The following is an 18,658-nucleotide window of genomic DNA, read 5'->3' on the forward strand; positions in this document are numbered from 1 at the left end:
AGGAATTACCGGGCCCTGTGTCGATCCTTGGCACACGTGTCGACGGTATTGTTTTTGGCGGGCAATCTGCCGTGCTCCAAGGCATCGAGGCCTTGGGTAGCCGACAAAAAGATGTCGTGGCGCGCAGCGTGACCGACGAGTCACGCGCGGACCGACAAGTTAGGAGTCAAGCATCGGGTCTGGCATCCCGCAAGTGCCGGCTGGATAAAATTGTGACTTTTCTCGCCGGGCGGTCGTACGACGTGTGGGCCGTGCCTGAACCGGTCTAGACCGAAGCGATTTCTGCAGCCGTGAGCGCCCGGAATTCGCCCGGCGCCAAGCCTGGATCGAGCTGTATCGCCCCCATGGTTTCGCGGTGCAGCCCCACAACCTTGTTGTCGAAGTAGCCGAACATGCGCTTGACCTGGTGATAACGCCCTTCAGTGATGGACAGCTGCGCCGTACGCGGGCCAAGGATGTCCAGGTGAGCGGGGAGGGTAGTCAGGTCTTCGAAGGCGAAGTAAAAGCCTGCGCGAAACTTGTCGATGTAGTGCGCGCCGATTTCATCTTCCGTTTCCACCCGATAGCGCTTGGGCAGCTTCGTCGCCGGCTGCGTCAGGCGCCGGGACCACTGGCCGTCGTTGGTCAGGATCATCAGGCCGGTGGTGTTGTAGTCGAGCCGCCCGGCAATGTGCAGGTCCTCGCGCAACGGCGCAGGCAGCAGGTCGAGTACGGTGCGGTGCTGTGGGTCGTGAGTGGCGCTGACGCAGCCGGGCGGTTTGTGCAGCATCAGGTAGCGCGCCGGGCGCCCGGCCTGCAGCAGCTGATCATCCACCTCGATGCGGCTGAACACACGGACTTCGGCCTGCGGGTCGGTTACCGTTTCGCCATCCACCCGCACGCGGCGCTGTACCAGCAGCAAGCGTACTTGCTGGCGGTTGTAGCTGGGCAGGTTGGCAAGGAAGCGGTCGAGGCGCATGGCGTTGAGGTGGTCCAGGGAGGGACGCGCAGTCTAGCGCTTTTTTGCCGCGATCCGTGCAGGCGCGTCCTCGGCCAGGCCGGCGCCTGCGGCGCAGCGCGGGCACAGGCAGGATTTGTCGCGCAGTTCATCTGGCAGAGCCTGCAGAACGGCAGGGTCGATTGTCACCGCATAGCACCAGCAGGCTGCGGCTGCGGTACGTGGGTCGGCCAGGGTGCACTGGTTGAGGGCGCCACAGGCAGGGCAGTGCTGGCTGTCATTCATACACAAGTCCGGGATTTTCACTGCAGACGCGGTTGCGGCCGGCCTGCTTGGCACGATAAAGCGCACGGTCGGCGCGGGTCAGCAGGACTTGTAGGGTATCGCCCGGCTGCAGGCCGCTGAGGCCTATGCTGGTGGTCAGGCGCAACGGCTGTTCGTCATGGCTGAAGGTCAGCTGCTCGGTACGCCGACGGATCTTTTCCGCCACGTCGATCGCTTGCCGGCCTTGAGTTTCACGCAGCAGCACGATGAACTCCTCGCCGCCCCAGCGGCACAGTATATCCGACTGGCGCAGGCTGCCCTGGAGCACATTGGCAAACTGGCGCAGCACTTCGTCGCCTGCCAGGTGGCCGTGGTTGTCGTTGAGCGTCTTGAAGTGGTCCAGGTCGATCAACAGCGCCACCAGCGGGGCGCAATCGCGCTGGGCTTGTTGCAAGGCTTTTGCCGCCAGCAGATCGAAGCTGCGTCGGTTGGGCAGCCCGGTAAGGCTGTCGAGCGTGGCCAGGGACTCGATACTGGCCTGATGGCGCCTGAGCATGGCATGCAGCAGCGACACCACCACCAGGCTGATCATCGCGCAGATCGCCAGGTTGAGGTAGAGCGAGTGGCGAATGCGCGCCAAAGCGCCGGCCTCGCGTTTATCCACCAACAGGTACCAGTCAAGTTCGGGCAGGTGCCTTACGTTGAGAAAGTGGCTGTGGCCCTCGCTGTCTTTGTATTCATGGCTGCCCTCGGCGGGTACCGGCTGCTGCGCCTGCAAGGCATCCAGTTCCGGGTTGTCGCGCAGTGGCTGGCCGACCCGCAGGCCATGCGGGCCGCCGTCGGAGCCGGTGAGCAAGATTTTGCCCTTGGCATCGGTGAACAACACCGATCGCTGGTAACGCCGCTGGTAGGTGTCGATCAGCTTGACCACCGTGTCCACGCTCAGGCCCACCCCGGTCGCACCGATGAACCGCTGCTGGTAGTCCAGCACCCGGTAGTTGATAAACACCGTGAGGCTGTCCTGGTTGGCCATGTCCAGGTCGACGTTGATTTCATAGGGTGCTTTCTGGTCGCGCAGGCGGAAATACCAAGCGTCGCGCCAGCTGTTGGGCTGGACCTGCTTGAGCACACCTTTGGCCTGGTAATAGGTCAGGGTGCGGTCGGAGACGAAGAACGAAGTGAAGGTGTCCTGCTTGCCCATGACTTCGCCAAGGAAGCGCGTGATGCGCTGAGTGTCCTGCTCGCCCGCGAGCACCCAGTCACGCAGGAAAGTGTCCTGGGCCATCATCGAGGCGATCAGTACCGGGCGGATGAGGTCTTTCTGGATTTCCGAATAGACCGTGTCGGAGGTCAGCGGCAGTTCAGTGTTGACGATGCCATCGCGGATCGCGCTGCGGGAGGCGAAATAGCTGAGCAGCGAGGTGGCGATGAAACCGCAGGCCAGCAGCATCAAAATGGTGAGGATCAGCGAGCGGTGCGCGAACAGAGCGGAACGTGAGGGCATGATCATCCCGTGATGTGTGCCGAGGCGATCATTCTAGTGATAAGCCTGGGAAAAGACTGCAGGTTTATTGGGGGTATCCAAGCTATTTCAAATTATTGCGGAAATGGCACTGCACGATGGCGACAATGTCTTATTCCTTGTCGATGTTCGCTTTGGCGTCGACGCTCGGCAGCGCCGCTGTACGGGCACCCCAGCGGTCCAGGAGGCCGCCATGTCCTATCGAATTCTGTTGATCGCCCTGTTGGGCCTGATGACAAGCGCGTGCGTGCCCTACCACGAGGGTGGCCGTTATTATCGTACCGATTACTACACCGCTGACCGGTATGTCTCGCCGGGCTATTACCGTCATGACCGCTATTACGTCGCCCCCCAGCCGCGCTACTACTATCAGCCGGCGCCGCGCTACTACCGGCCTGCACCCCTGCCGCAATACCGTGCGCACCCTCAGCCCGGGGTGAAGCAGTGGCATGGCAACCCGCGTTACGACTATGGCAATCGCCAGCGTTATGACTACGGCCGTGATCGCGACCGGCATGATTACCGCAATGACAGCCGGCGGTATCAGAACGACCGGTGGCACTCCAATGGCCGGGGTGATCGTGATCGCCGTCCGGAGGGTAGGCGCTCAGGTGACCGCAACTGGCAACGGTGAAGGTTTACCGGGAGGGGTATAGCGGCCCCGGTCAGGCAAGATCTGCCAAGGGATGGCGCCCCTCCCATACCTTCTCAAAATGGGCCTCGACCACCGCCGCCGGCACTTGCGTAACATCCGGCCAGTGCCAGCGTGGCTGGTTGTCCTTGTCCAGCAGGCGGGCGCGCACGCCTTCGCTGAATTCGGGGTGACGGCAGCAATTGAGGCTCATGCTGTATTCCATCTGGAACACCTGGGCCAATGACAGATGCCTGGCCCGACTGATCTGTTCCCAGACCAGATGCGCCGTGAGCGGGCAGCCCTCGTGCAGGCGTTGCCCAGCGGCGGCCAGCAAGGGATCTTCATGCTGCTTGAGCCCCTCCAGTGCCCGCCACGCGGCCGCCGGGTCGGCAACATCGAGCAGGGCATCGATCAGCTGGCGCCGCGGCAACCACTGCGCCTGCGGCAGTTCGGCATAGGCACGGTGCTGCTCCGCCTTGAGCAGGCTGTTCAACTGCAGGTCGGTCTGTTCTTGCCAGTTGAGTTGCAACAGCTCTTCGATAAGCCCGTCTTGTTGATGCTCGCCAAAGAATCGGTCCGCCAGGCCCAGGTCGATGGCATCCCGGGCGTTGATGGGGGCGCCGGTCAGCCCCAGAAACAGCCCAAGCCTGCCCGGCAGGCGCCCAAGAAACCAACTGGCGCCCACGTCGGGGTACAGGCCAATACTGATTTCTGGCATAGCCAGGCGGCTGCTGGGCGTAACGATGCGTACGCCGGCCCCCTGCAACAGCCCCATGCCACCCCCCAGTACATGGCCGTGGCCCCAGCACAGCAACGGCTTGGGGTAGGTGTGCAGGAGATGGTCGAGGCGGTATTCGGCGGCGAAGAAGGTGGCTGCCAGCGGTGGCACGCTGCCAGGGTGGTCGCGGCAGGCCTGGGCCAGTGCCCGTACATCGCCGCCGGCGCAAAATGCCTTGGCGCCGTTGCCACGCAGCAATACACAGACTACGCCCGGATCGCGTGCCCAGTCCTGCAGGTATTCGCCGAGCATTTCGATCATCGGCAGGCTCAGGGCATTGAGCGCCTTGGGCGCGTCCAGTGTGGCAATGCCGATGCGGGCGCCATCGGCGCCGGTAAGTACCTCGCAGTGAATGGTCATGGCTACCTCGTTCAAGTCATCGCTCAAGTATGGCTTGCCTGGGCGATCATGCAGGCCACAGGTCGGACCGATTGACAAGGGCAGATGGCTTACCTAGTGTCGCGCCATTGTTTACGGATGGCCCCATGACTGACGACGATCGCATCAAACTCGAACCCAGCTGGAAAAACGCCCTGCGGGCCGAGTTCGACCAGCCCTACATGCACCAGCTGCGTGAATTCCTGCGCCAAGAGCACGCCGCCGGCAAGGAAATCTACCCACCCGGCCCGATGATCTTCAATGCGCTCAACTCCACCCCGCTCGATCAGGTGAAAGTCGTCATCCTCGGCCAGGACCCGTATCACGGCCCGGGCCAGGCTCACGGCCTGTGCTTCTCGGTGCAGCCGGGTGTGCCGACCCCGCCTTCGTTGGTCAACATCTACAAGGAACTGCAGCGCGACCTGAACATCCCCATTGCCAGCCATGGTTACCTGCAAAGCTGGGCCGAGCAGGGGGTGCTGCTGCTCAACACGACCATGACCGTCGAGCGCGCCAATGCCGCTTCGCATGCCAAGAAAGGCTGGGAATTCTTTACGGACCGGATCATTCAGGTGGTCAGCGAGCAGTGTTCGAACGTGGTGTTCCTGCTGTGGGGCGCGCATGCCCAGAGCAAGCAGAAGCTGATCGATGGCACCAAGCATCTGGTATTGAAGTCGGTGCACCCCTCGCCACTGTCGGCGTACCGGGGGTTCCTGGGTTGTGGGCATTTCAGCCGGGCCAATGGCTTCCTCGAACAGCGTGGCCTGGCGCCGATCAACTGGGCGTTGCCGCCGCTTTGAGGGGCAGGGGGTTCTGAGGGGACAGTGAGCGGCTGCCTGCCTGGGTTGTCGATGCAGCGCTGCATGGCACCGGCTTCGCCGGTGATCGCCGGCAAGCCGGCTCCCACATGGATTGCGCCGGCTTTTAGAGGATGGTTGCCTCCCCCAGTAATGCGCAGGCCTGAAGAACTGCGCGGTCGCGGTGGGGGTAACTGTTCTTGCTCAACTTCTAAAAGTTGGCGCGGTTGGGGTGGGAGCCGGCTTGCCGGCGATGGGCTGCGCAGCAGCCCTGATCACACTGACTGCCTGACATCAACCTCAGGTCACCTCCCACAGGCGTTGCGTTGGCTTCAGTCCTGGCCTTTCACCCAGTATCTGAACAGCGGTTCGGCCAGAAAAAGCACGAACAGCAAGCGCATCACTTGCAACGCGGTCACCAACGGCACCGACAACTGCAACGTCTCTGCGGTCAGGCTCATCTCGGCAATGCCGCCCGGCATCATGCCCAGCGTCAGCGAGCGCAGATCCAGCGCAGTCATCACGCTCAACCCCCAGGCGGCAGCGCCCGCGATCAACATGCACAGCGCGGTGGCGAGCAACGTGCGCAGCAAGAACGACGGAGCACGGCGGAAGAACGTGCGGCTGAAGTGGCAGGCCAGGCCACTGCCGATCAACCATTGGCCGATCTGGCTGGCACCGTCGGGCAGGGCAATCTGCAGGTTGCCCGCCAGGCTTAGCGTGGCGGCCACCAGCAGCGGCCCGAACAGCCAGGGGTTGGGCTGGCGCAAGCGCTGCCAGGCGAGAGCGACCGCCACACCCAGCGGTGCGATCAGTGCCAGCCAGCCCCAGCTCACACTGGCGGTATGATTGAGCGGCACACCGTCACCGATCAGGAACTTGAACAGCGCCGGTACGCACAGCACCACCGCCAGCACCCGCAGGCTTTGCGCCGCAGCCACCTGGCTGAGCACCGCGCCGTTACGTGCGCCGAGGTTGACCATCTCCCCGGAACCCCCGGGCATGCTGGCAAAAAATGCCGTGGCACGGTCTTCGCCGGTACGCCGCAGCAACCAGACGCCCACCCCGCTGGAAACCGTGGTTAGCATCGCGGCAAAGAAGATCAGCACGAAATGGCTGGCCACCTGTTCGATCACGGCAGGGGTGAAGTGCAGGCCGATACCCAGGCCGATGATGCATTGGCCGCATTTGCGGCCATTGGGGATTTCCGAGAGTTGCCAGGGCGTCAGGCAGCGCACCAGGATGATCGCCAGCAAGGCGCCGACCATCCAAGGCAAGGGCCAGCCGACCAGGCTGGCGAGATACCCGCCCGCCAGGCCGACCAGCCCTGTCGCCCAGTACAGCGGTAACGACCGATCAGGCATCGGCCATCGCCCGGCGCTGCAGGCTGCGCTTGCGCCAGATACGCAGCAGCGGCAGGCAGAGCATGAACACCACCAGTGCCCAGATGCCCATGCTGATCGAGCTCGACCACAGAATGCCCAGTTCGCCATTGGAAATCGACAGCGCACGGCGCAGGTTCTGCTCCATCAGGCCGCCCAGAATGAAACCGAGCAGGATGGGCGAGAGCGGGAAGTCCAGCTTGCGCAGGATGTAGCCCATGATGCCGATGCCGACCATCAGGAACAGGTCAAAGGTGGTGGCGTGCACGGCGTATACACCGATCGCGGTGATGATCGCGATTACTGGCACCAGCGCCCAGTTCGGTACGGCGAGGATGCGCGTGAAGATGCGGATCATCGGGATGTTCAGGATCACCAGCATGATGTTGGCGACGAACAGCGAAGCGATCAGCCCCCAGACAATGTCAGGTTGCTGTTCGAACAGCAGGGGGCCGGGGGTGATGTTGTACAGGGTCAGTGCACCGATCATCACCGCCGTGGTGCCCGAGCCGGGAACGCCCAGGGTCAGCATCGGCACCAGGGCGCCGCAGCAGGACGCGCCGATGGCCGTTTCCGGGGCAGCCAGGCCACGGGCATCGCCCTTGCCGAACTTGCCACTTTCGCCGGCGATACGCTTCTCGGTCATGTAGGCCACGGCGCTGGCCAGGGTCGCACCCGCACCTGGCAGCACGCCCATGATGAAACCGAGCACGCCACAGCGAATATTGATGACGAACACCGAGGCCGCTTCCTTGAAGTTGAACAGCATGCGCCCCGTGGCTTTGACCGCCTGGTGGCCATGATGAGTCTTCTCCAGCAGCAGCAGGATTTCGCTGATCGAGAACAGGCCCAGCACCAGCACCACGAACTGGATACCGTCGGCAAGGTGCACGCTGTCACCGGTAAAGCGGTACACGCCGCTGTTGGCGTCGATGCCCACCGCTGACAGGAACAGGCCGATCAGTGCGGCGATGAAGGTCTTCAGCGGTTTGTCCCCGGCCATGCCGCCCAACGCAACGATGGCGAACACCATCAGCACGAAGTACTCCGCCGGCCCGAAGGCGATCGCCCATTTCGCCAGCAGCGGGGCGAACAGCACCATGCCGCAGGTGGCGATGAGTGCGCCGATGAACGAACTCCACGCCGACAGCGACAGGGCAACGCCAGCCAGGCCGTTGCGGGCCATCGGGTAGCCGTCCAGGGTGGTCATCACGGTCGAGGCTTCGCCCGGGATGTTCAACAGGATCGAGCTGATCCGCCCGCCGTATTCGCAGCCCAGGTAAACCGCTGCCAACAGGATCAGTGCCGACTCTGGGGGCAGGCCGAGGGCGAAGGCGATCGGGATCAGCAACGCCACGCCGTTGATCGGGCCCAGGCCCGGCAGCAAGCCGACCACGGTGCCGATGAGGGTGCCCGAAAGGGCGGTAACCAGGTTGTAGGGGGTCAGGGCGACGCCAAAGCCCTGGCCCAGGTAGCTCAAGGTATCCATCTGTCAGTTCTCCAGTACGCTCAGCAGGCCGAGGGGCAGGGGCACATCCATCACGCGGTCGAACAGCCAGTAGAGGAACAGGCTCATGCCTACCACCACGAGGGTGCTGTGCAGCCAGCGGCCGCCGTACAAGCGCGCCATGGGGATGCCAACCAGGATGGCGCTGAGGATGAAGCCCAAGGCTTCAAAGGTGCTGGCGAAGACCAGCAGCAGGCCGACGCAGGCAGCAACCTTGGTCAGGGTCGCGCGGTCCAGCGCAGGCTCGTCGTCCTTGTGCACGATGGGCGTGGGGCGTATGGCGAGATAGAGCAGGCCAAGGCTCATCAGGCCAAGCATCAACAGCGGGTAGGCCCGTGGGCCGACCGGTTCGTAGGAAAAGGCCGCCTGGTACGGCCAGGCCATCACGGCCAGGACGGCGCACAGCGCCAGCAGAGCCAGGGCGAAGAGGCGTTGCAGGATCATTGGGAATCCTCATTGGGGTTGCAGTGGCCGTGCAGGCCTTTTCGCCGGCTAGCTGGCTCCCTACGCTGTCGCCGTGGGGGCCGGCTTGCCGGTGATGTGGCCCGTACAGGCGCCCGGGCTTACTGAACCAGGCCAAATTCCTTGGCCAGTGCCTTGTAGTCCGCCACTTGCTTCTTCACATAGGTGTCCAGCTCTGCGCCGGTCATTGCGAACGGGAACAGCTCGCGCTGGTCACGCAGCTTGGCGAAGTCTTCAGAGGCAAGCATCTTGTCGAAGGAATCCTTCCACCAGGCATACTCCTCGTCGCTCACTTTCGGCCCAAGGTAGAAACCGCGCACCACCGGCCAGACGATGTCGTAGCCCTGTTCCTTGGCGGTGGGGATGTTTTTCATCTCCGGCTCGTCGAGACGGTTTTCCGAGAACACGGCGAGGATGCGCATGTTGCCGCTCTGGATGTGGGGCATGGAGTCGGAGATATCGGTGGAGCCGACCTGGATATGGCCACCGAGCAGCGCAGTGGCGATCTCACCGCCACCTTCAAGGGCCACGTAGCGCAGGTCGCGCGGGTTGATGCCGGCGGCCTTGGCGATCAGGGCGGTCTGCATCCAATCCTGGCTGCCGACGGTACCGCCAGAGCCGATCACCACCTTGCTCGGGTCTTTCTTCAGCGCTGCGACCAAGTCATCCAGGGTCTTGTAGGGTGAATCGCTTTTCACCGCGATGGCGCCGTAGCTGGTGCCGACTGCCGCCAGCCATTTCACGGCATTTTCGTCGAAGCGGCCGAATTTGCCCTGGGCCAGGTTGAGCAAGGAGCCGCTGGACCATGCCACCAAGGTGCCGGCATCCGCTGGGCGCTGCGCTACCACCGCGTTGTAGGCCACTGCGCCGACACCACCTGGCATGTAGGTGACGCGCATCGGTTTGCTGAGGATCTTCTCCTGCACCAGGGCGCTTTGCACCAGCTTGCAGGTCAGGTCGAAGCCGCCACCCGGCGAGGCCGGGGCGATGCATTCGGGGCGTTTGGGTTCGGCGGCGATGGCATGGCCGGCCAGCAGCAGGCAGCCGGTAACCAGGGCGAGGCGGCGCAGTGAAAAGTTCATCGTCTATCTCCGTGAGCGTTGTTGTTATGGGTTACCACAGGGCGACGCTGTAGCTCACCAGCAGCCGTACTTCGTCGGCATCGCGGGCGAAATTCGAGCGGAAGGTAGCGTTGCGCAGGCGCACGGCGACGTTTTTCAACGGGCCGCTTTGTACCACGTACTTGAACTCGGTATTACGTTCCCACTCCTTGCCCTCGCTGCCATCGGCGCGGCTGACGTTGTCGCCGTTGATGTAGCGGGTCATGAAGGTCAGGCCCGGGACGCCCAGCGCCGCGAAGTTGTAGTCGTAGCGAACTTGCCACGAGCGCTCGTCGGCCCCGGCGAAGTCGTTGATCTGCACGAAGTTGACCAAGTATGGGTCGGCACCATCGACATAAGGGAAGGCGCTGTCACCTGACAGGTGCTGGTAGGCGGCGCTCACCTTGTGCCCGCCCAAGGCATAGCTGAACATGCCGTTGACGGTGGTGTTGTCGATGCTACCGGCCTTGGCCTGGCCCTGATCGTCGCTCACTGCCAGGCGCAGGTCGGCACCGAAGGTGCCCGGGCCCCAAGGCTGGGTGGCGACCATGCCGAGGAAGTGCTGGCGGTAGATGTCGTCGAGCTGGGCGAAGTGGTAGCTGCCGGTGATGCGATCGGTGAACTGGTAGTCGACGCCCCCCAGGTCGAGGTTGTCGGCCGAGAACGTGCCGCCGAAGCGGCCGTTCTTGTTGTTCAGGGCCAGGTCTTCCCAGTTGGTGTCATTGCGATCCTTGGCCTTCTCCAAGCGCCCGCCGGTGAAGGTGAGGTTCTTGATCTCCTTGGAGGTGACCAGGCCGCCCTCAAAGGTTTGCGGCAGGATGCGGCCATCGTTGGGCTGCAGGGTCGGCAGTTCGGGGATCAGCGAGCCGATTTTCAGTTCGGTCTGGGACACTTTCACTTTGCCGGTCAGGCCGAGTTTGGAGTACTCATCGGCGGCCTTGCCATCATCGTGGGTCGGCAACAGCCCAGAGCCTGCGCGGTCGGGGCTTGAGTCGAGCTTGATGCCGAGCATGCCCAAGGCGTCCAGGCCAAAGCCCACGGTGCCGTCGGTGTAGCCGGACTCAAAGTTGAGCATCAAGCCCTGGGCCCACTCGTCGCGCTTGGACTGCTGCGCACTGGTGCCGTCGCGAAAGTCGCGGTTGAAGTACATGTTGCGGGTTTCGAAGGTTGCCGTGCTGTCTTCGAAGAAGGCGGCCTGGCTCATCGGGGCGACGCCGGCAAGCGCGAAGGCACAAGCGTAGGCGTATGGGCGTGCGGAAAGGGAACGGGTAGGCGCGAACGCCTGCGGCTGCGATGACAGCATCGAGGATGACTCCGTTATTGTTCTTATTGGTTGCACCTTGCTGGTGCTTTTTTTCGGCGCATGGGGCGACCGTGGTGCGATGCTAGGTAACGAACCTTTCGCTAACCTTTCAGCTTGAAAGGTTTGTTACGAGGGGCTTCACAGACCGGGCTACAGCGGTACACTCCGCGCCACCGCCCCACCCGAGCAGGGAGAATTCGATGCGTGTGCTGCTGGTCGAAGACCACGTACAACTGGCCGAAAGCGTGGCCCAGGCCCTGAAGAGCCATGGCTTGACCGTGGATGTGCTGCATGACGGCGTGGCCGCCGACCTGGCGCTGGCCAGCGAGGAGTACGCCGTTGCCGTGCTCGACGTGGGCTTGCCGCGCATGGACGGCTTTGAGGTGCTGGCCCGCCTGCGTGGGCGCGGCAAGACCCTGCCGGTGCTGATGCTGACTGCGCGCAGCGATGTGAAGGACCGGGTGCATGGCCTGAACCTGGGCGCCGACGACTACCTGGCCAAACCTTTTGAGCTGACCGAGCTGGAAGCACGGGTCAAGGCGCTGCTGCGGCGCAGCGTACTGGGCGGCGAGCGCCAGCAACGCTGCGGTCCGCTGGTGTATGACCTTGATACCCGGCGGTTCACCCTGGGCGAGGACCACCTGACCCTGACCTCCCGTGAGCAGAGCGTACTCGAGGCGCTGATCGCCCGGCCCGGCCGGGTGATGAGCAAGGAGCAGTTGGCCGCCCAGGTCTTTGGCCTGGACGAAGAGGCCAGCCCCGACGCCATCGAAATCTACATCCACCGCCTGCGCAAGAAGCTCGACGGCCAGCCGGTGGCCATTGTCACATTCCGCGGCCTCGGCTACCTGCTCGAGCACCGCGATGCGTGACAATGGCAGCCTGCGCGGGCGCTTGCTGGGCAACCTGGCGCTGCTGCTGGTCGTGCTGATGCTGGCCAGCGGCCTGAGCGCCTACTGGAATGGGCGCGAGGCTGCCGATACGGCCTACGACCGGACCTTGCTGGCATCGGCGCGGACCATCGCCGCCGGCTTGTCCCAGCGCGACGGCACCCTTAGCGCGGACGTGCCCTACGTGGCGCTGGACACCTTTGCCTACGACAGTGCCGGGCGCATCTACTACCAGGTGCTGGACATCAACCAGAAACTGATCTCGGGCTACGAGAATCTGCCGCCCCCGCCGCCAGGCACACCGCGTACGGACGATTACCCAGCGCTGGCGCGCTTTTACAACGCCACCTACCTCGGGCAGGACGTGCGCGTGGTCAGCCTGCTCAAGGCTGTAAGCGAGCCGAACATGAACGGCATGGCTGAAATCCGGGTGGCCGAGACCGAGGAGGCGCGGGTGAGCATGGCCCGTGGGCTGATGGCCGACACCCTGCTGCGCCTGGGCATGCTGGCGCTCGGGGCATTGGGGATGGTCTGGTTCGCGGTGAGTGCGGCGCTGCGCCCGCTGGAGCGTCTGCGCAAAGCCGTGGAGGAGCGCCAGCCGGATGACCTGCGCGCGCTGCCGCTGGTGCAGGTGCAGCGTGAGCTTGACCCGCTGGTGCGTGCCTTGAATCACTTCACCGAACGCTTGCGAGGGCAGTTCGAGCGCCAGGCGCAATTCATTGCCGAGGCCGCCCACGAACTGCGCACGCCGTTGGCGGCCCTCAAGGCGCGGGTCGAGCTGGGCTTGCGCGCGAAACAGCCCGAACAGTGGCACCAGACGCTGGAGTCTGCCGCCCAAGGCACTGACAGGCTGACCCATCTGGCCAACCAGCTGTTGTCGTTGGCCCGTGTGGAAAATGGCGCCCGGGCAATCGCCGAGGGTGGCGCTCAGCGCCTGGACCTCAGCCAGCTGGCCCGCGAGCTGGGCATGGCCATGGCGCCGCTGGCGCATAAACGTGGTGTGGCCTTGGCGCTGGAGGCCGCGGCGCCGGTGTGGCTCAAAGGTGAGCCGACCTTGCTCAACGAATTGCTCAGCAACCTGATGGACAATGCGCTGGCCCATACCCCGGCGGGCGGTAATGTGATTTTGCGGGTGCTGGCGCCAGCGGTACTGGAGGTCGAGGATGATGGCCCCGGTATCCCCGAAGATGAGCGCGAGCGGGTGTTCGAGCGCTTCTATCGACGCAGCGCCCAAGGCACTGGCTTGGGGTTGGCGATCGTCGGTGAGATCTGTCGCGCGCACCTGGCGCAGATCAGCCTGCACGACGGTGAGAAGGGCGGGCTGAAAGTGCGCGTGAGTTTTATCGCTGACTGAGGTCTTGCCTGCGCGGCACCGTTGGCGGGCAAGGCACGGCTAGCGCAGCATGCTCCGCGCTTCCAGCAGCTCGCCAACCTCCAGCTCCGTGCCAAACGGCAACCCCAGGTGGCGATAGGCCGGCAACGCAGCCAGAGGCCGGCTGCGTCCGCGCTGGCTGAGGCAGCGGGCGATCTGCACCACGTCGATGTAGTCGATTTTGTCGGTGCGCCGGTCCAGGTCCTGCACCTGGCTTGGCAGGTTGACCAATTGCTCGGGGAATTCCCATGACGAAAGGATCTTGTCCCCCAGCACAGGCTGGATCTGCTCGATCACGTAGTGCAGGCATACCGGGTCCGAGAGCAGTTCGTTGTGCTCTTCGGCGTAGATCAGTACCGGCAGCGCGCCGATCTGGTTGACCAGGCCGCCGAGGGTGGCCTGGTCAGGCTTGAGGTGAGTGAAGCGGCGGCAGATTTCATAGCTGATGCCCGCCACTTCAAGGCTGTTGGCCCAGATATCCCTTAATTTTTGCTCGACTGCCGATGAACGTGCGTGGAAGATCTGTTCGATCACCAGGCCGATGGCCAGGTTGCAGCTGTAGTTGATGCCCAGGCGAGTGATGGCCGTGTGCAGGTCAGTGACCTCGATCGCCGCCCGCAGCAGGGGGCTGTTCACTACCTTGATCAGGCGGGCGGAGAGGGCCGCGTCGCGGCCAATCACCTTGCTCAGGGCAGCAACGCTGATTTCCGTGTCCTCGGCGGCCTCACGGATGCTCAGGGCAACTTCCGGAAGCGTCGGCAGGACCAGGTCATCGTTGGCGATGGCAGCCAGCAACTGTGCTTGAACCATCTCGGCCAGCTTGTTCATTTACTTCTCTACAGCAGGGGTGGCGGGCTGGTCAGCGCTGGATTTCCCGGTCGCGATCCAGTTCGTAGGGTAGGCTCGAAACCTGCAGGCGCGGGCCTTGCAGGCTGCCCAGGTGCAGGTTGTCATCCTCCACGGCCTCGGCACTGAGTACCGCTAGCAGTTCGCAGCCCTTGCCCGTGCTAGCGGCAATGACCACTTCGCCAACCGATGAGCCATGGGTCGGCGAGAAGATCTGCGCCCCTGGGGCAGGACTATCGTGCTGGTCCAGCAGCAGGCGGTACTGGCGTCGCTTGAGCTTGCCCAGATACTGCATGCGCGCGACGATTTCCTGGCCGGTGTAGCAGCCCTTCTTGAAACTCACGCCATCGACCGCCTGCAAATTGATCATCTGCGGGATGAACAGCTCACGGGTCGGGCCCATGACCTGGCCGATGCCGGCACGAATCTGCCCCAGCAGCCAGTCGTTCAGCGGTGCTTCAGGCAATGAGGCTGCCAGTTTTTCGCGCACGCTGGCGGCGGTGTCCGCCGGTACCCAAAGCTCCACGCGCCCCTCGGAGACGGCCACGGCGATCAGGCCTTCATGGCGTTCGGTGGCGCCCGCGTTGGTCGGCACCTTCAAACCCAAGGCCAGCAGCGCCGCATCACCGCCCTGCAGGCCGAAACGCGCCCAGGCAGCGCTTTCGTCGCTGAGCGTGGCCTTGGAAAACACAGCGTACTTTTTCAGGTCGGCCAGCTGTGCCTCGAGCAGCTCGCTGGCCATGGCCAGCAGGTAGCCGTTGCCTTCGGGCAGGATGCGGAAGCTCGACTGCATGCGCCCCTTGACCATGCAGCGGGCGCCCAGGCTAGCGTACTCGGGGCTGAGGTAGTTGATGTTGCAGGTCAATTGGCCCTGCAGGAACTTGCCGGCATCGGAGCCGCGGACGGCGAGGATGCCCTCGTGGGACAGCGGGCAGTAGAAAGCGGAATCGGCCATGGGGGATCGCGGTGGCTAAAGACTGGCGGCCATCATAGAACGCCAGTAACAAAATAGGTAGGTGACTAGACCAACGCCTCGTGCCGCTTCGTGCGCCTGGCTGTATACTGGCCGCCCATTTGAGGAGGGCCCCATGGTCGAACAAACTGAACTCAACCGGCTTTTCTGGCACAGCCGTCGCGGCATGCTGGAACTCGACGTACTGCTGGTGCCTTTCACCCAGGAGGTCTACCCGACCCTGAGCGAAGCCGATCGCGAACTCTACGTTCGCCTGTTGAGCTGTGAGGATCAGGATATGTTCGGCTGGTTCATGGAGCGTACCGAGTCCGAAGACCCGGAGCTGCAGCGCATGGTTCGCATCATTCTGGACCGTGTCCAGCCCAAGTGAATGTTTCGAGTGCCGTTGGCAGGGTTCGCGCCTGCTGCTGGCGGCCTACCTGATCTGCCAGGTGCTGGCGTTGCTGGCCTTGTGGCTGAGTGCGCTGCCCTGGTGGTTTTCCCTCGCTGTCTCAGGCGCTTGCCTGGCCCACGCCCGCTGGGTGATCCCTCGACGCATACTGCTGACCCATGCTCAAGCCGTCACTGGCCTGCGCCGGGATGCAGCGGGCTGGCAGCTTTTCAGTCGTGCCGGGGGCTGGCAGGCGGTGCGCCTGTGTCGCGACAGCGTGGCGCTGCCGGGCCTGGTGGTATTGCGGTTCACCAGGCCTGGGCGCTGGCTGGCCGAGAGCCAGTGCGTTGTCGGCGATGCCACGGCGGCTGATCAGCATCGGCGTCTGCGGGTACGGCTGAAATTCAGCCGGCGCCGGTGGGCAGAGGTCGCGGCCCGCTAGGCAGGCGCCGCGTCTGCCCTTGCAGTTTGCCTGCCAAAGCGGTATCGACCCTCAGGTGGGGCTCAGGATGGTGTCCTTGGCCTCAGCCAGCATCCCGGGGTAGTCCAGGGTGTAGTGCAACCCGCGGCTTTCCTTGCGCTGCATGGCCGAGCGGATCATCAACTCCGCCACCTGTGCCAGGTTGCGCAACTCGATCAGGTCGCGGCTGACCTTGTAGTTGCTGTAGAACTCGTCGATCTCGTCCAGCAGCAGGCGCACGCGGTGCTCGGCACGCTGCAGGCGCTTGCTGGTGCGCACGATGCCCACATAGTCCCACATGAACCGCCGCAGTTCGTCCCAGTTGTGGGCAATGATCACATCCTCATCCGAGTCGGTGACCTGGCTGGCATCCCAGCAGGGCAGGGCTTTGGGCATGGCGATCTGGGCCAGGCGGTCCTCGATGTCTGCGGCAGCCGAACGGCCGTAGACGAAACACTCGAGCAGCGAGTTGCTGGCCATGCGATTGGCGCCGTGCAGGCCGGTGAAGCTGGTCTCGCCGATGGCGTATAGGCCCGGAACGTCGGTATGGCCGCGATCGTCGACCACCACCCCACCACAGGTGTAGTGGGCGGCCGGCACTACCGGGATCGGTTGGCGGGTGATGTCGATACCGAAGGTCAGGCAGCGCTCATAGACGGTCGGGAAGTGGCTTTTGATGAAGTCGGCCGGTTTGTGTGTGATGTCCAGGTAGACGCAGTCCACACCCAGGCGCTTCATCTCGTGGTCGATGGCCCGGGCCACGATGTCGCGCGGAGCCAGTTCTTCGCGGGGGTCGAAGCGCGGCATGAAGCGCTCACCGTTGGGTAGGCGCAGCAGGGCGCCTTCGCCGCGCAGGGCTTCGGTGACCAGAAAGCTTTTGGCTTGCGGGTGATAGAGGCAGGTCGGATGGAACTGGTTGAATTCCAGATTGGCAACCCGGCAGCCGGCGCGCCAGGCCATGGCGATGCCATCGCCGCAGGCGCCATCAGGGTTGCTGGTGTACAGGTAGACCTTGGCGGCACCGCCGGTAGCGAGCACGGTAAAACGCGCGCCGAAGGTATCCACCTCACCACTGTTGCGGTTCAGCACATAGGCGCCCAGGCACCGCTCGCCGGGCAGGCCAAGGCGCCGCTCGGTAATCAGGTCGACCGCTACGCGTTGCTCGAGCAGTTCGATATTGGGGCGTTTGCGGGCTTGCTCCAGCAACGTGGTGAAAATGGCCGCGCCCGTGGCGTCGGCGGCATGGATGATGCGCCGGTGACTGTGCCCGCCTTCGCGGGTCAGGTGAAATTCGAAACCGCCATCGTCAACGCTGGCGTGCTCATCGCGGGTAAAAGGCACGCCTTGCTCGATCAACCACTCGATGGCTTCGCGGCTGTGCTCGACGGTGAATCGCACCGCCTCTTCATGGCACAGGCCGCCACCGGCGTTGAGGGTGTCCTCGACATGGGACTGCACGGTATCGGAATCGTCCAGCACCGCCGCCACGCCGCCTTGCGCCCAGAAGGTCGAGCCATTGGCCAGGTCGCCCTTGCTCAGCACGGCGATGCGCAGGTGGGCGGGCAGGTTGAGTGCCAGGCTGAGACCGGCTGCGCCGCTGCCGATCACCAGGACATCATGTTGGAATTGTTGGCTCATGTCGGGACACTAGTAATCTTCAGAGGGGGCACGGCACAATAGTCACGCGTAGATGGCATTGTGAAACTATCGTGAATAGCGGCCGGGTTGCCTTTATAGCAGCCTGTGGTGGCCAATTTCCATGCCACTTGCGACGTAAGGGTAATCTTCCCGGGAACTTTCCTACATGGCTGGAAATCCTAAGAAGGCTGCCCGTGCGCCATCATTTCGCGCGGCGACGCGAGGCGGCGGCTCTATCCGGGCTGACACCTGCGTATCCGAAACCTGATTATCGACGCTGCCGGCCGTGCCCGCGCTGCGTCTTCCGTGCGAGCCAGTCAAGGGCCGCAGGAAACTTGCTTGGAGGAGAGAACTTTTGCGAAAAGCCCGAGTCTATGTTTGCAAGCCTGAACGATGGCTGATGCAACGCTCCTTCGAGTTCACTGAGGAGTGTTCATGCTAACCCAGGAAGAGGATCAGCAGCTTGTAGAGCGCGTACAGCGCGGCGACAGGCGAGCGTTCGATCTGTTGGTGCTGAAGTATCAGCACAAGATTCTCGGGTTGATCGTGCGGTTCGTTCACGATACCCACGAGGCCCAGGATGTGGCGCAGGAAGCCTTTATCAAGGCCTACCGTGCGCTTGGCAATTTCCGCGGTGACAGCGCGTTTTATACCTGGCTGTACCGCATCGCCATCAACACGGCGAAGAACTATCTGGTGTCCCGTGGAAGACGGCCGCCAGACAGCGATGTGAGCTCCGAGGATGCGGAGTTTTACGACGGCGATCATGGTCTCAAGGATCTCGAGTCCCCAGAACGCTCCCTGTTGCGGGATGAAATCGAAGGCACAGTCCATCGCACCATCCAGCAACTGCCCGAAGATTTGCGCACGGCACTGACCCTGCGTGAGTTCGACGGGTTGAGTTACGAAGACATTGCCAGTGTCATGCAATGTCCGGTGGGTACCGTGCGCTCTCGAATCTTCCGCGCTCGGGAGGCCATAGACAAAGCCCTGCAGCCCTTGTTGCAGGAAACCTGAGACAGCGGCGATAGCCAAGAGAGGAACC

At 63.5% G+C, this 18,658-nt stretch carries 19 protein-coding genes; 7 read left to right on the forward strand and 12 right to left on the reverse strand.

Features of this window, described 5'->3' with window-relative positions; all coding sequences use genetic code 11:
- Nucleotides 1–265 precede the first annotated feature (265 nt).
- Genes ABRP30_RS05125 through ABRP30_RS05135 form a run of 3 tightly spaced genes read right to left on the reverse strand, consistent with a single transcriptional unit; the run spans nucleotide 266 to nucleotide 2,705 of the window.
- A complete protein-coding gene (locus tag ABRP30_RS05125; protein WP_349976206.1) occupies nucleotides 266–958 on the reverse strand; it encodes a pseudouridine synthase in 693 nt (230 codons plus the stop codon).
- Between the two features lie 33 nt (nucleotides 959–991).
- Entirely contained in the window at nucleotides 992–1,222 is a 231-nt protein-coding gene (locus tag ABRP30_RS05130) for a cysteine-rich CWC family protein (RefSeq protein ID WP_349976207.1), read from the reverse strand.
- On the reverse strand, nucleotides 1,215–2,705 hold the full coding sequence (locus ABRP30_RS05135) for a diguanylate cyclase (protein ID WP_349976208.1): 1,491 nt from the start codon (nucleotides 2,703–2,705) through the stop codon (nucleotides 1,215–1,217). Before ABRP30_RS05135 ends, ABRP30_RS05130 begins: the two co-directional genes overlap by 8 nt.
- A 211-nt stretch (nucleotides 2,706–2,916) precedes the next feature.
- On the opposite strand from ABRP30_RS05135, the gene ABRP30_RS05140 reads away from it, so the two are divergent.
- Nucleotides 2,917–3,357, forward strand: a complete 441-nt coding sequence (locus tag ABRP30_RS05140; protein ID WP_349976209.1) for a hypothetical protein — start codon at nucleotides 2,917–2,919, stop codon at nucleotides 3,355–3,357.
- A 31-nt stretch (nucleotides 3,358–3,388) separates the two neighbouring features.
- Here the strand turns inward: ABRP30_RS05140 and ABRP30_RS05145 are convergent, their stop codons facing one another.
- On the reverse strand, nucleotides 3,389–4,495 hold the full coding sequence (locus ABRP30_RS05145) for an enoyl-CoA hydratase/isomerase family protein (protein WP_349976210.1): 1,107 nt from the start codon (nucleotides 4,493–4,495) through the stop codon (nucleotides 3,389–3,391).
- Between the two features lie 125 nt (nucleotides 4,496–4,620).
- On the opposite strand from ABRP30_RS05145, the gene ung reads away from it, so the two are divergent.
- The gene (gene ung, locus ABRP30_RS05150) at nucleotides 4,621–5,313 is read left to right on the forward strand and encodes a uracil-DNA glycosylase (protein ID WP_267821314.1); all 693 of its coding nucleotides are present in this window, start codon (nucleotides 4,621–4,623) and stop codon (nucleotides 5,311–5,313) included.
- 329 nt (nucleotides 5,314–5,642) lie between these two features.
- On the opposite strand, the gene ABRP30_RS05155 is transcribed toward ung, so the two are convergent.
- The 5 genes from ABRP30_RS05155 to ABRP30_RS05175 form a co-directional block, all read right to left on the reverse strand.
- Nucleotides 5,643–6,674, reverse strand: a complete 1,032-nt coding sequence (locus ABRP30_RS05155; RefSeq protein ID WP_267821317.1) for an AbrB family transcriptional regulator — start codon at nucleotides 6,672–6,674, stop codon at nucleotides 5,643–5,645.
- Nucleotides 6,667–8,181 carry a tripartite tricarboxylate transporter permease gene (locus tag ABRP30_RS05160; protein ID WP_267821319.1) on the reverse strand — a complete coding sequence of 505 codons (1,515 nt, stop codon included), beginning with the start codon at nucleotides 8,179–8,181 and terminating at the stop codon, nucleotides 6,667–6,669. The genes ABRP30_RS05155 and ABRP30_RS05160 overlap by 8 nt, the downstream gene beginning before the upstream one ends.
- Nucleotides 8,182–8,184: 3 nt before the next feature.
- On the reverse strand, nucleotides 8,185–8,643 hold the full coding sequence (locus tag ABRP30_RS05165) for a tripartite tricarboxylate transporter TctB family protein (protein WP_267821321.1): 459 nt from the start codon (nucleotides 8,641–8,643) through the stop codon (nucleotides 8,185–8,187).
- A 119-nt stretch (nucleotides 8,644–8,762) separates the two neighbouring features.
- The gene (locus ABRP30_RS05170; protein WP_267821324.1) at nucleotides 8,763–9,743 is read right to left on the reverse strand and encodes a tripartite tricarboxylate transporter substrate binding protein; all 981 of its coding nucleotides are present in this window, start codon (nucleotides 9,741–9,743) and stop codon (nucleotides 8,763–8,765) included.
- A 31-nt stretch (nucleotides 9,744–9,774) separates the two neighbouring features.
- On the reverse strand, nucleotides 9,775–11,064 hold the full coding sequence (locus ABRP30_RS05175) for an OprD family porin (protein WP_267821326.1): 1,290 nt from the start codon (nucleotides 11,062–11,064) through the stop codon (nucleotides 9,775–9,777).
- Between the two features lie 200 nt (nucleotides 11,065–11,264).
- On the opposite strand from ABRP30_RS05175, the gene ABRP30_RS05180 reads away from it, so the two are divergent.
- A complete protein-coding gene (locus ABRP30_RS05180) occupies nucleotides 11,265–11,936 on the forward strand; it encodes a response regulator (RefSeq protein WP_267821328.1) in 672 nt (223 codons plus the stop codon).
- The gene (locus ABRP30_RS05185) at nucleotides 11,929–13,308 is read left to right on the forward strand and encodes a sensor histidine kinase (protein ID WP_267821330.1); all 1,380 of its coding nucleotides are present in this window, start codon (nucleotides 11,929–11,931) and stop codon (nucleotides 13,306–13,308) included. The genes ABRP30_RS05180 and ABRP30_RS05185 overlap by 8 nt, the downstream gene beginning before the upstream one ends.
- Nucleotides 13,309–13,347: 39 nt before the next feature.
- On the opposite strand, the gene ABRP30_RS05190 is transcribed toward ABRP30_RS05185, so the two are convergent.
- Both ABRP30_RS05190 and ABRP30_RS05195 read right to left on the reverse strand, forming a co-directional pair.
- Complete coding sequence (locus tag ABRP30_RS05190) at nucleotides 13,348–14,154, reverse strand: HDOD domain-containing protein (protein ID WP_267821332.1); 807 nt, start codon at nucleotides 14,152–14,154, stop codon at nucleotides 13,348–13,350.
- Between the two features lie 31 nt (nucleotides 14,155–14,185).
- Nucleotides 14,186–15,127: a folate-binding protein YgfZ gene (locus ABRP30_RS05195; protein WP_267821334.1), complete on the reverse strand. Its 942-nt coding sequence runs from the start codon at nucleotides 15,125–15,127 to the stop codon at nucleotides 14,186–14,188.
- 133 nt (nucleotides 15,128–15,260) lie between these two features.
- On the opposite strand from ABRP30_RS05195, the gene ABRP30_RS05200 reads away from it, so the two are divergent.
- Nucleotides 15,261–15,515, forward strand: a complete 255-nt coding sequence (locus ABRP30_RS05200) for a succinate dehydrogenase assembly factor 2 (RefSeq protein ID WP_008094993.1) — start codon at nucleotides 15,261–15,263, stop codon at nucleotides 15,513–15,515.
- Nucleotides 15,499–15,957, forward strand: a complete 459-nt coding sequence (locus ABRP30_RS05205; RefSeq protein WP_241804827.1) for a protein YgfX — start codon at nucleotides 15,499–15,501, stop codon at nucleotides 15,955–15,957. Before ABRP30_RS05200 ends, ABRP30_RS05205 begins: the two co-directional genes overlap by 17 nt.
- 51 nt (nucleotides 15,958–16,008) lie before the next feature.
- On the opposite strand, the gene nadB is transcribed toward ABRP30_RS05205, so the two are convergent.
- Nucleotides 16,009–17,613: an L-aspartate oxidase gene (nadB, locus tag ABRP30_RS05210; RefSeq protein WP_267821337.1), complete on the reverse strand. Its 1,605-nt coding sequence runs from the start codon at nucleotides 17,611–17,613 to the stop codon at nucleotides 16,009–16,011.
- Nucleotides 17,614–18,048: 435 nt separating this feature from the next.
- Between nadB and rpoE the strand changes: the two genes are divergently transcribed.
- Nucleotides 18,049–18,630 (forward strand): RNA polymerase sigma factor RpoE, encoded by a 582-nt coding sequence (rpoE, locus tag ABRP30_RS05215; protein WP_003252049.1) that lies wholly within the window; start codon nucleotides 18,049–18,051, stop codon nucleotides 18,628–18,630.
- Nucleotides 18,631–18,658 lie beyond the last annotated feature (28 nt).

The sequence above is a fragment of the Pseudomonas sp. WHRI 8519 genome, from assembly GCF_040224055.2.
Lineage (GTDB): Bacteria > Pseudomonadota > Gammaproteobacteria > Pseudomonadales > Pseudomonadaceae > Aquipseudomonas > Aquipseudomonas putida_X.